The sequence below is a fragment of the Acinetobacter sp. S54 genome, assembly GCF_016624945.1.
In the GTDB taxonomy this organism is placed as follows: Bacteria; Pseudomonadota; Gammaproteobacteria; order Pseudomonadales; family Moraxellaceae; genus Acinetobacter.
Genome location: NZ_JACVUI010000006.1, coordinates 156,078 through 167,848, shown reverse-complemented (window position 1 = coordinate 167,848; position 11,771 = coordinate 156,078). Strand labels below are relative to the sequence as shown.

Sequence of the window (11,771 nt, the reverse complement as noted above, 5' to 3'; positions counted from 1 at the left end):
ACCGGGTTTTGATCTCGGCATCCGTTGGTTCGAATCCAGCCGCCCCTGCCATATAACAGATTATTTTTTAAACTACCCGTTAGAAAAATTAAATATTTTTCTTTTGCGCTCGGGCAAAGCATTGCTTAACCCTTTTGGAAAATCACCGTTTTTTCCCTTGCGCTCGGGTGAAGCGTTGCTTCACGTAATCCTCGCTCAGGTGCTTCATGCCCAATCTTGTCGTTTTTAGTGGAACTGCACATCCACAATTTGCCCAAAAAGTCGTTAGCCATTTGCACATTCCTCTGGGAGCTGCTGCTGTAGGTAAATTTTCTGATGGTGAAATCACTGTCGAAATTACTGAAAATGTACGAGGCAAAGACGTTTTCATTGTTCAGCCTACTTGCGCACCAACCAATGATAACCTGATGGAAATTCTGGTTATGGCAGATGCCTTACGTCGCGCAAGTGCGGGACGTATTACGGCTGTGATTCCATATTTTGGTTATGCACGTCAGGACCGTCGTCCACGTTCAACTCGTGTACCAATTACTGCAAAAGTTGTTGCAGATATGCTGACCACAGTTGGTATTGATCGGGTTGTAATGATTGATCTACATGCTGACCAGATTCAGGGTTTCTTTGATATTCCTGTCGATAACATCTATGGTACACCTGCATTGTTGGCTGATTTACGTCAACAACAACACCATAATCTGATGGTGGTTTCGCCAGACGTAGGTGGTGTAGTTCGTGCTCGTGCCGTTGCCAAACAAATGGGTGATATTGACCTTGCTATTATTGATAAGCGTCGTCAAAAAGCCAATGAATCTCAAGTGATGCATTTGATTGGTGATGTGAAAGATCGTGACTGTGTCATTGTCGATGATATGGTGGATACTGCTGGTACCCTTTGTAAAGCGGCCGATGCCTTAAAACAGTTTGGTGCACGCCGTGTGATTGCCTATGCAACTCACCCTGTACTTTCAGGTAAAGCCATTGAAAACCTAACAAATTCTGTAATAGATGAATTGGTTGTGACTGACACAATTCCTCTTTCTGTAGAAGCGCAAAACTTAGGCAAGATTCGTCAAGTCTCAGTTGCAGGCATGGTCGCTGAAACAATTCGTCGTATTAATAACGAAGAATCTATTAGCGCAATGTTTGATAGTTATCTATAATAGCGCAGCTTTTTTCTAAACCCTGGCTTTGGCTGGGGTTTTCTATCACTAAACTGGTCGCAAGTTTAGTTTATTTAAACCTTACTAGGATTTATGTCATGGCAAACTTCGTATTAAACGCTCAAGCGCGTGCTGAAGACAAACAAGGGAAAGGTGCGAGCCGCCGCCTTCGTCGCGAATTTTTAATTCCAGCGATTATCTATGGTGGTAATGCTGAGCCTGTAGCAGTTACTTTAGAACTTCGTGAAGTTGTAAAAGCTTTAGAAAGCAATTCATTCTTTGAAGAAGTTGTAGAAATCAAAATTGGTGACAAAGTTGAAAACGTTAAAATCCAAGCGTTACAACGTCACCCAGCTAAAAATACACCAATGCACGCAGACTTTAAACGCGCGTAAGTTGTATTGAGCGTAAATTAGTGTCAAATATTTCGCTAATTGTTGGTTTGGGCAATCCCGGTACGGAATATGCTCAAACCCGCCATAATGCAGGTTTCTGGTTTGTTGAGCAGCTTGCAGATCAATATGGCATCACTCTCAAAAAAGATCCCAAATTTAACGGTTATACGGGACGTGGTACAATAGAAGGACACGATGTTCGTCTGCTGATTCCCACTACCTTCATGAATCGGTCTGGTCAAAGTGTCGTTCCCTTTGCCAAATTTTATCAAATTTCCCCAGAATCCATTTTAATTGCTCATGACGAATTGGACATGGATCCAGGCGTTATTCGTCTCAAGAGTGGTGGTGGACATGGTGGACACAATGGTTTACGTGACATTGTTCCCCATATTGGTTCAAACTTTCATCGTTTACGAATTGGTATTGGTCATCCTGGCTCAAAGGAACGTGTTTCCGGACATGTACTCGGTAAAGCGCCAAAAGATGAACAACAACTGATGGATGACGCGATTCATCATGCATTATCCAAAGTGAAATTATTGGTCGATGGTCAAATTTCACAGGCAATGAATCAAATCAATGCCTACAAGCCCAATTAACTTGAATTGTTGAACAATCGAGCTTGCCATTCGCTTTTTTTAAGAGCAAAATGCGCATTCAAATGCCGACTCAAAAAGTCAGATAAGGTTTCAATCGTAAGATCATACGCTTAGGTCAACTCAGGAGACGCTAGCCATGCTATCTCGTTTATTAAAATGCAAAATTCACCGTGCAGTGGTTACGCATGCCGAACTTCATTATGAGGGTTCTTGTGCAATTGACGGCGTATTAATGGATTTAGCTGGGATTCGCGAATATGAAGAAATCCATGTCTGGAACGTAACCAATGGCAAACGTTTCACAACCTATGCCATTCGCGGTGAAGAACGTTCTGGTATTATCTCAGTAAATGGTGGTGCAGCGCATCAAGCTGATGTCGGTGATCTTGTGATTATTGCAACATTTGGTGATTTTACCGAAGCAGAAGCAAATGCCCATAAACCACGTTTAGTCTATGCTAATCCAGATAATACTGTGAATCACACTGCAAATTGTATTCCAGTTCAAGTGGCTTAGAATTTAAAATATTGGGAAAGCTCGCATTAGCGGGCTTTTTTAATGCTTATTTTAAATAAGCTTTGAAGCTATTGTTCTAAAAAAGATATCGTCTTTTACTTGAAAAAGACTATAATCATTGGACATCGCTTCAGGGCGGGGTGCAATTCCCCACCGGCGGTAAACTCTCTACGAGTAAGCCCGCGAGCAATTGATGGTTTATCATCAATCGCAGATTTGGTGCAAATCCAAAGCCGACGGTATAGTCCGGATGAAAGAAGACGACGTTTCTCAGTAGAGCATTTCTGTTCTATTGTCACGACCCTATTTCTGCATCAGTCCTGAAATGTTTAACCGTACTTTACTTTACGAGAGCATTTCATATGTCTAGTTTAATTCAACCTGAAATTTTCTTTTCAGCCCTTTCCCCTGCTGAACAACGGATCCAGCAAGCATTAGAAGATATTCGCCAAGGCAAACCTGTGTTAGTCATGGATGATTTTGATCGCGAAAATGAAGCCGATCTGATTGTTGCTGCTGAAACTTTAAATATAGAAACTATGGCACGCATGATCCGTGATGGTTCAGGAATTGTCTGCTTTTGCTTAACTGAAGATCTGGCTGATCACCTACAATTACCACCCATGGTACAAAATAACTCTAGCCAGTTTCATACAGCATTTACCATCACAATTGAAGCGGCCCAAGGAGTAACCACGGGAGTATCTGCACAGGATCGTGTCACCACGATCCACACTGCCATTAAAGATGGTGCCGTTGCCAATGATCTGAATCGTCCTGGTCATGTATTTCCGTTACGTGCGCGTAATGGCGGTGTTTTAACCCGTCGCGGTCATACTGAAGCGACCATAGATCTTGCACGTCTTGCAGGATTAAAACCATCAGGGGTGCTTTGTGAATTAACTAATCCAGATGGAACTATGGCTGTAGGTATTCAGGTGTTGGCTTACGCACAGACTCATCATCTTACCGTGGTTACTATTGAAGAGTTGGTTCAATATCGCATAAAGCATCATCTTTAAAATCGAAAGCCCCGACATGGGGCTTTTTAGGATTCTTCGAGTATTTGCAATAAATGCGTACGCATTCCATCTGCACGTAACCAAGCAAAATCATAACTAGCTTGTGCTAAAGACAAGATCCGTCTTTCAAACTCTTGCCACACGGGCTTAACCTGATCACTATTTATTGAAAGCCCGCTCTCATGCGCCAAATGTTTATTTTTTTCACATAATTTCAGTGCATGATATAACTTCCGGCCTGTTGTAGCATGTGCCAATAAGCGCACTCGTTTTAATTCAAGAAATTGCATCACAATAATCACATTTGCATGAGGCAACATAGGAATTAAAATTTGATCCAATTGCGAATCTAATCGCTTCCATATGCTGAGTTGCTGTTCAGGCGTAAAAGTATTCCAACGTATAATTTCATGATTAAAACGGCGACAGCCACGACATACGTTATCCCCGAACGTGGTTGAACAACGTCCTGCACAAGGGGTTATCGTAGAAATGCGACGATCATTACTCAAAACATATCTCTCTATTTAATATCTTAAACGCTTATCAGACTAAATTGCTATTTTGCAGCATTCACATACTATATCTTGTATGCAATAAAATTTTAACCACAATACTTGGTATTTTGAATAGAAATACGACAGTTATCCAGTACATATTACCTGACAATTTTTATCTCTCTGTAAAGAGATCATTTTTTCCGTTATTCCTCTAAACTTTTAAAAGCCCTATAAAATGTATTACTTTCTCGCCTAATCCTATATTTCGCGCTAAAATACGCGCCAGAATTTTTCATTCATACTTTTGGAGTCTTCCATGAACGCTACTGTAGAACAGCTTGCACCTGTAGAACAGCAAGCGACCACTGATTGGGTTGTTGCCGCGCTATATCAATTTAAAGAAGTCAATGATGCTGCAGATTTACAGCAACGTCTTCTAGAGCTAGTCAAAGCCATCAATCTGTGTGGAACTCTAATTGTTGCCAGTGAAGGAATTAATGGTACAGTTGCAGGTGATCGCCAAGCGATTGATACCATTTATCAATTTTTGTTGAATGAAGGTTTTAATGCGATGGAATATAAAGAATCGCATAGCTCAGAAAAACCATTTCGCAAAATGAAAATTAAATTGAAACAAGAAATCGTAACCTTAGGTGTTGAAGTTAAACCCCGTGATTTGGTCGGCCACTATCTTGACCCTAAAGAATGGAATGATTTGATTCGCCGTGATGATGTGATCCTGATTGATACTCGTAATGATTATGAATATAAAGCGGGGACATTTAAGGGCGCGATAGATCCGAAAACTGAAACTTTCCGTGAATTTCCAGAATACGTTAAAGAAAATCTAGAACAGCATAAAGATAAAAAAATTGCCATGTTTTGTACTGGCGGTATTCGCTGCGAAAAATCAACCTCCTTACTTCTACAAGAAGGCTTCAACGAGGTGTATCATTTAAAAGGTGGTATTTTAAAATATCTGGAAGAAACTCCAGCCGATGAGAGCTTATGGGAAGGTGAATGTTTTGTCTTTGATGGTCGTACTGCTGTCACGCATGGCGTGGAAGAAGGCCAGAATATCAAATGTCATGCCTGCGGTTGGCCATTAACCCCAGAAGAAGTTACTCTGCCAAACTACGAACACGGCGTGTCTTGCGTATACTGTATCGATAAAACTTCTGAGAAACAAAAAGAAGGTTTTCGTATGCGTCAGTCACAAATTGCCGCAGCAAAACGTAAGCGTCTTTAAGTTTTTCATACATAAATAACCTTAAGCCGAAATTTTGTATTTCGGCTTTTTGATCTACTCGCCTGTCATTTGCCCCAAAATAAAAAATTGACCAGAAGCCAATACGACTTTATCGAGAATCTGCATACCCAATGCATCATGGATTTTAAGTGAAACAGGATTATCTCCATCGATAAAAGCAACAATGGCATCGAATCCTGCAACTTTTAGCTCTGCGAGTGATTGATCATGTAAAATCTTGGCAATCCCTTTACCCCGAAACTGATCATCCACTAAAATAGGCCCATAAGCAGCATAGCGTAAATCTGCCAACGGCCTTTCTTGTAAAATTAAAATATGAGCATATTCCTGAATGTATGACAAAATTTCAGGACTTTTGGACTCAATTTCACGTTGTATTACTAAAAAACCAGCGGCCTGCCCATCCAGTTCAGCAACATCAATCGCCGATAACTCAATCCAGTGGTGCACAAGTTGATCAAAATGTGGATTATCCTGTACAAAACCCGCCTCTAGCTTACCGTCAGTGTCTGTCAGATACTGTTTTGAGTTGTGTTGATATAACTCAACGATCCAATCTTTATCTTGTTGAGTCGCCTTCCTGATTTTGATCTGTATCATATCCCTGCCTCATTCATATATTAAGAATTTCAACTTTTTAATCAGCTTTATTCACGGCTTTTCTGACTTCGGGTGCAATTTTAGTTCCATAGATCTCAATGGCTTTCATCATATGTTTATGCTCCATTGCACCTGTATCCAAATGTGCAGCAAACCGTGTCAGACCAAAGGTTTCAATCACCTCGATAATCTTATCAGTGGCATACGGTGCATCCCCGACGATCAGATGGCCTGCTTGACTGCGTCCCTGCTCATATTGTTCAGGCTTATAATTTGGCCAACCGCGAGTTGCACCAATGCGATTCATTTGGGCAGCATAAGTTGGATAATGAAGCTGCATGAGTTGGTTTTGATCTTCCACAAAAAAGGCATGCATATGTACGCCAACTTCAAAGTTCTGCATATCGTGACCATAGGCCTGATAAGCCTGTTGATAATAATCAAATAACGCTTTGAAATTTGTATAATTGCCACCAATAATTGCAAACATGACTGGTAAACCTAAACGGGCTGCACGTTCGACTGACTGTGGTGTTCCCCCCACAGCGATCCAAACGGGTAACTTTCCATGTTTGGGGCGTGGATAAATATCCTGATCCTTAAGTTCAGGACGAAATTTTCCTTTCCAGCTCACAGGATTATTTGTATTAATTTTTAATAATAAATCCAGCTTTTCCTCAAAAACCTCATCATATTGATTCAAATCATAACCAAATAAAGGAAATGATTCGATAAACGAACCACGTCCAGCCATGATTTCTGCGCGTCCATCTGACAATAAATCAATCATGGCGAAATCCTGAAATAATTTTACAGGATCTGCAGAACTGATGACTGAAACTGAACTTCCCAAAATAATATGTTTGGTTTGCGTGGCTGCTGCTGCCAAAATGATCTCAGGTGCTGCAACCACATAGTCTGCACGGTGATGTTCACCGATACCAAAATAGTCAAGTCCAACCTCATCCATGAGTTTAATTTCTTCAATGATTTCTTTCATACGAATTTCAGGTGATTGAATTTCATTGGTCAGCAAATTAAAACGAGAGTCACCAAACATGGTAATGCCAAGTTGCATGGTTTTATCCTTTTATTGTCATCAGTATGTTTCATCCTAAGCGATCAATGCTTGAGTTACATGCAGGATTATGTAGGGAAATGTATAGAAAAAATGAATACGCTTATTTACAAAATAAAGATTTAAAAACAGAGACTTAATCTTTAAGATCAGATTATTTGCCAATGAAAGTATATGAACAACTGGATCATCCAGATAATTGAAAGTCTGGGCTATTTCGGCATTGCCTTCCTAATGTTTATGGATAATATTTTCCCTCCCATTCCCTCAGAAGTGATTATGCCTAGTGCGGGCTATACTGCTTCGCGTGGTCAACTTCAAATCGTTGGGGTGATTGTGGCAGGGAGTTTAGGGTCGATTCTTGCAGCTGCATTACTTTATGCAATTGGTCGAAAAATCTCACATGCGGCCTTATTCAAATGGGTTGATCGTTACGGGAAATACCTCTTTATTAAATCAAAAGATCTCGAGAAAGCATTGAATTGGTTTGAGCATTACGGACATCGCATTGTATTTTTTGGCCGCATGATACCCGCAGTTCGTTCATTAATTAGTATTCCTGCTGGTATGAGTCGGATGCCCTTTGGTAAATTTATGCTGTATAGCAGTTTTGGAACTATCATCTGGACGACATTTCTTGCCTGCGTCGGTTTTTATTTTGGTGAAAATCAGGAACTTATGTTTGCGATTATGCATCGTGTAGGCTATATCATTTTGACAATTACTTTATTATTTGTTGGCTGGTGGATCTATCGTAAATTCTATAAAACCAATAACTCGAGGTAATTATGCAACACGAATTCTGGCATCAGCGCTGGCAAGAAAATCGGATTGGTTTTCACCAACTCACTCCAAGCCCTCTGCTTGTGGCACATTGGTCTGAGCTTCATTTAAAAACTAAGCAGCGCGTTTTTGTCCCTTTAAGTGGCAAAACATTAGATATTCGTTGGCTTATACAACAAGGCTTTCGTGTGGTTGCCATTGAACTGAGCCAAATTGCAGTAGTGGCATTAATCGAACAGCTCACACAAGATTTTAATTTCGATTTTAAAATCTCAGAACAAAATGATTTAATTCATTATTCCCATCCACAGATTGACATTTATGTGGGTGATTTTTTTGATCTGACGAAAGAACAACTTGGTCAAGTAGATGCAATTTATGATCGTGCTGCACTCATTGCCCTACCCAAAGACATGCGACGCCAATATACCAAACATCTTATTCAGATCAGTCAAACCGCCCCTCAATTTCTCATTAGTTATGAATATGATCAAAACAGTTTTGAAGGGCCTCCTTTTTCAGTGGAAGCAAAAGAAGTGCAACAACTGTATGGCCCTTTTTATCAAGTTCGACTTTTAAAGGAACAGTTTGTCGATCCTGAAGGTAATAAAGGAAAGAATCCACGAAGTAAGGTGTGGTTACTTACCGCAAGATCCTGAGTATAAAAAAACACCTCTTATATAAGAGGTGTTTTAATGGATTCGACTGCGTGATCAAACCTTATGTTGGAGTATGATACATTAAATACAATTCATTGAGATTATCAGGAATTTCTTCTGCCAACTCGTCCATCAGTTGACCATTGCGGCGGAAAGATTCCATTTGTGGATCTTCTTCATCGATACCGCTAAACACCATAATCGGTAAAGTTAAATCCACCAATTGTTCTTCATATTCTGGTGTAAACCATGCATCCTCATTTAGAAACATAGCATCAACAAAACCAACACTCCAGTCACCCAAACTTGAATCTACATCAGCTTCTTCAATTTCAAAAGGAAACTCAATCCCCTCTTCATTGGCTAAATTTTGGCGGATCGAATCTAACCACAGTTTGATTTGTTCAATGATGGCAGCAGGAACTTTCTTCTGATTGCTATCAAATAACTCATCTAACCAACGATCAAACTGCGGGCCAACTGCAATTGCACACAGGAAACCATGAGTTGCCGCAAAGTCCAAACCATGTTCGTTTTGGTCACCATCAAGATAATCACTTAATTGATCTAAATCTAAGGTACTCATTGTTTATCCAGTGTTATCAATAAATAGCGCATAGCATAACATTTTAAGGTCTGTATGCGGCGTTTGATTCTGTTAGTCTTCATCATCCAGATCATCGTCATCGAAGTCATAATCAAAGTCTTTCAACTCCCGCTCTAAACGGCGCTGCGCCAAAAGATCATCAATTAAACGACGCTTTTCTAATGATTCTTTTGCACTGATTTTGCCTGATGCTTCATCAAAACTAACATCATCATCATCACCGTAGCTATCATCTAATTCAAAATCTGTAGAAGACACTAAAACTACCTCGTAGTGAAAAAATGTGAATAGGTCTAGGCGCTATTTATCTTGCCTAATCAGGCATGTCAAGTTTTTTTTATTTTTTTTGCTTTTAGAGGATTATTTGTATCTTTTTTCATCAAAAAATTTGTATATTTATAAAACTCTTGCTAACTTCTACCGATAATTCTTGATGAAAAATTTAGGATGGCATAACTTGAAAAAAATAATTCAAACCCAATATTCAAAAAATAGCTGTGAAATCAAACATATTTTTTAATTCAGATATAACCGATCAAATCGAAAACTTTTACAGCAAATTGTGCTATCATGCACGGTTTTTTACTGCCACAGATTCAACGAAGAGTAAGCAAAGATGAGCGATATGCATTCCCCTACTTCTCAGGTAGCGGCTCTGATTAGCCGAGGCAAAGAACAAGGTTATCTAACCTACGCTGAGGTCAACGATCATCTCCCGGACTCAATCACTGAAAGTGAACAGATTGAAGACATCATTCAAATGCTTCAGGACGTCGGTATTCCGGTACATGAACGTGCCCCTGAATCTGATGATACGATGTTTGGTGATTCAACTGAAGCAGCAGATGAAGTTGCAGAAGAAGAAGCAGCGGCAGTATTGGCATCCGTTGAGAGTGAACCTGGTCGTACTACTGACCCTGTGCGTATGTACATGCGTGAGATGGGAACAGTTGAACTTCTGACCCGTGAAGGTGAAATCAGCATTGCAAAACGTATCGAGGAAGGTATCCGCGATGTATTGCACTCAATCGCTTATTGGCCAAATGCCGTTGAAGTTGTACTCCAAGAATATAATGACTTTCTAACAGGTGAGCGTCGCCTTGCAGATATTCTTTCCGGCTATCTTGACCCCGAAACTGATGAAGATATTCCAGAAGTGCTTGAAGAAGAAGCTGAACTGGATGATAAAGACGAAGACTCTTCAACTAAAACGACCAAAGATGTAAAACTTGATGATGACGACGAAGAAGAAGAGTCTGAGAGTGATGATGATTCTGAAGGTGAATCTGGTCCAGATCCTGAAGTAGCCAAAGTTCGTTTCGAAGAATTGGACGCAGCTTGGAAAAATACCAAAGCGGTGATTGAACAGCATGGCCGTAGCAGTGAACAGGCTAAAGATGCTCTTGAATCACTTGCGACTGTTTTCATGATGTTCAAGTTTACTCCGCGTCTGTTTGATATTATTTCAGAAATGATTCGCGGTACGCATGAACAAATCCGTGCCAATGAACGTGAAATTATGCGTTATGCCGTGCGTCGTGGTCGTATGGATCGTAACCAGTTCCGTACTAGCTTCCCAGGTCAGGAATCCAATCCTGCTTGGTTAGATGAGCAAATTGCTAAAACACCTGCTGAAACTCGTACTTATTTAGAAAAAGTTCGTCCAGATGTTCTGGCTTTTCAACAGAAAATTGCCGACATTGAAAAAGACCTTGATCTGCACGTTCGTGAGATCAAAGATATTTCTAAACGTATGGCAGTGGGTGAGGCCAAAGCTCGCCGTGCCAAAAAAGAAATGGTAGAAGCTAACTTGCGTCTAGTCATTTCGATTGCCAAAAAATATACCAACCGTGGATTACAATTCCTTGATTTGATTCAGGAAGGTAACATCGGTCTGATGAAAGCAGTGGATAAATTTGAATACCGTCGTGGTTATAAGTTCTCGACTTATGCGACATGGTGGATTCGTCAGGCTATTACTCGTTCAATTGCGGATCAGGCACGTACTATTCGTATTCCTGTACATATGATTGAAACAATTAACAAAATCAATCGTGTATCACGTCAGTTATTACAGGAAATGGGCCGTGAACCAACCCCTGAAGAATTAGGCGAACGTCTAGAAATGGACGAAGTCAAAGTTCGTAAGGTTTTAAAAATTGCCAAAGAACCAATTTCGATGGAAACGCCAATCGGTGATGATGAAGATTCACATTTGGGTGATTTTATCGAAGACTCAAACATCACATCTCCAGTAGATGCCGCAACTTCAGAAGGCTTGAAAGAAGCGACTCGTGAAGTGTTGGAAAATCTGACGGAACGTGAAGCGAAAGTCTTAAAAATGCGTTTTGGTATTGATATGCCAACCGACCATACTTTGGAAGAAGTAGGTAAACAATTTGACGTTACTCGTGAGCGTATCCGTCAGATTGAAGCAAAAGCTCTACGTAAATTACGTCATCCTTCACGTTCTGAACACTTACGTTCATTCCTTGAAAATGACTAATTTGATTAAATGAACAGTCACTTGAAATTTAAATGACTGTCCCCATTTACTATTCAAATACATCAGATGCCT

15 protein-coding genes and 1 riboswitch are annotated in these 11,771 nt (G+C 40.2%); of the genes, 10 read left to right on the top strand and 5 right to left on the bottom strand.

Going from position 1 to position 11,771, the window contains the following annotated elements; genetic code table 11:
* The 6 genes from IAE20_RS16780 to ribB all read left to right on the top strand — a co-directional run.
* A partial coding sequence (locus IAE20_RS16780) for a hypothetical protein (protein ID WP_227610989.1) occupies positions 1-229 on the top strand: 229 nt, incomplete at its 5' end.
* Positions 207-1,160, top strand: a complete 954-nt coding sequence (locus tag IAE20_RS11150) for a ribose-phosphate pyrophosphokinase (protein WP_004990629.1) — start codon at positions 207-209, stop codon at positions 1,158-1,160. The genes IAE20_RS16780 and IAE20_RS11150, both read left to right, overlap by 23 nt.
* Positions 1,161-1,258: 98 nt before the next feature.
* Positions 1,259-1,555, top strand: coding sequence for a 50S ribosomal protein L25 (gene rplY, locus IAE20_RS11145; protein WP_200482285.1), 297 nt, complete (start codon positions 1,259-1,261; stop codon positions 1,553-1,555).
* Positions 1,556-1,575: 20 nt separating this feature from the next.
* Entirely contained in the window at positions 1,576-2,157 is a 582-nt protein-coding gene (gene pth, locus IAE20_RS11140; RefSeq protein WP_200460659.1) for an aminoacyl-tRNA hydrolase, read from the top strand.
* 136 nt (positions 2,158-2,293) lie between these two features.
* The gene (panD, locus tag IAE20_RS11135; protein WP_200460660.1) at positions 2,294-2,674 is read left to right on the top strand and encodes an aspartate 1-decarboxylase; all 381 of its coding nucleotides are present in this window, start codon (positions 2,294-2,296) and stop codon (positions 2,672-2,674) included.
* A 123-nt stretch (positions 2,675-2,797) separates the two neighbouring features.
* Positions 2,798-2,940, top strand: a riboswitch (FMN riboswitch).
* A gap of 96 nt (positions 2,941-3,036) precedes the next feature.
* Positions 3,037-3,696 carry a 3,4-dihydroxy-2-butanone-4-phosphate synthase gene (gene ribB / locus IAE20_RS11130; RefSeq protein WP_200482286.1) on the top strand — a complete coding sequence of 220 codons (660 nt, stop codon included), beginning with the start codon at positions 3,037-3,039 and terminating at the stop codon, positions 3,694-3,696.
* 26 nt (positions 3,697-3,722) lie between these two features.
* Here ribB and IAE20_RS11125 read toward each other — a convergent pair whose 3' ends face one another.
* The gene (locus tag IAE20_RS11125; protein ID WP_200482287.1) at positions 3,723-4,208 is read right to left on the bottom strand and encodes a DUF1289 domain-containing protein; all 486 of its coding nucleotides are present in this window, start codon (positions 4,206-4,208) and stop codon (positions 3,723-3,725) included.
* A gap of 304 nt (positions 4,209-4,512) precedes the next feature.
* On the opposite strand from IAE20_RS11125, the gene IAE20_RS11120 reads away from it, so the two are divergent.
* On the top strand, positions 4,513-5,445 hold the full coding sequence (locus IAE20_RS11120; protein WP_200482288.1) for a rhodanese-related sulfurtransferase: 933 nt from the start codon (positions 4,513-4,515) through the stop codon (positions 5,443-5,445).
* Between the two features lie 54 nt (positions 5,446-5,499).
* Here IAE20_RS11120 and IAE20_RS11115 read toward each other — a convergent pair whose 3' ends face one another.
* Together IAE20_RS11115 and IAE20_RS11110 are read right to left on the bottom strand one after the other, a co-directional pair.
* Complete coding sequence (locus IAE20_RS11115; protein ID WP_200482289.1) at positions 5,500-6,066, bottom strand: GNAT family N-acetyltransferase; 567 nt, start codon at positions 6,064-6,066, stop codon at positions 5,500-5,502.
* A 37-nt stretch (positions 6,067-6,103) separates the two neighbouring features.
* The gene (locus IAE20_RS11110; protein ID WP_200482290.1) at positions 6,104-7,144 is read right to left on the bottom strand and encodes an LLM class flavin-dependent oxidoreductase; all 1,041 of its coding nucleotides are present in this window, start codon (positions 7,142-7,144) and stop codon (positions 6,104-6,106) included.
* A 174-nt stretch (positions 7,145-7,318) separates the two neighbouring features.
* On the opposite strand from IAE20_RS11110, the gene IAE20_RS11105 reads away from it, so the two are divergent.
* Positions 7,319-7,930: a DedA family protein gene (locus IAE20_RS11105; RefSeq protein ID WP_200482291.1), complete on the top strand. Its 612-nt coding sequence runs from the start codon at positions 7,319-7,321 to the stop codon at positions 7,928-7,930.
* A 2-nt stretch (positions 7,931-7,932) separates the two neighbouring features.
* The gene (gene tmpT, locus IAE20_RS11100; RefSeq protein ID WP_200482292.1) at positions 7,933-8,586 is read left to right on the top strand and encodes a thiopurine S-methyltransferase; all 654 of its coding nucleotides are present in this window, start codon (positions 7,933-7,935) and stop codon (positions 8,584-8,586) included.
* 61 nt (positions 8,587-8,647) lie between these two features.
* On the opposite strand, the gene IAE20_RS11095 is transcribed toward tmpT, so the two are convergent.
* The gene (locus IAE20_RS11095) at positions 8,648-9,172 is read right to left on the bottom strand and encodes a YecA family protein (RefSeq protein WP_200482293.1); all 525 of its coding nucleotides are present in this window, start codon (positions 9,170-9,172) and stop codon (positions 8,648-8,650) included.
* Positions 9,173-9,244: 72 nt separating this feature from the next.
* Positions 9,245-9,451 carry a PA3496 family putative envelope integrity protein gene (locus IAE20_RS11090; RefSeq protein ID WP_004990657.1) on the bottom strand — a complete coding sequence of 69 codons (207 nt, stop codon included), beginning with the start codon at positions 9,449-9,451 and terminating at the stop codon, positions 9,245-9,247.
* A 358-nt stretch (positions 9,452-9,809) separates the two neighbouring features.
* Here IAE20_RS11090 and rpoD point away from each other — a divergent pair, with 358 nt between their 5' ends.
* Complete coding sequence (gene rpoD / locus IAE20_RS11085; RefSeq protein ID WP_200482294.1) at positions 9,810-11,699, top strand: RNA polymerase sigma factor RpoD; 1,890 nt, start codon at positions 9,810-9,812, stop codon at positions 11,697-11,699.
* Positions 11,700-11,771 lie beyond the last annotated feature (72 nt).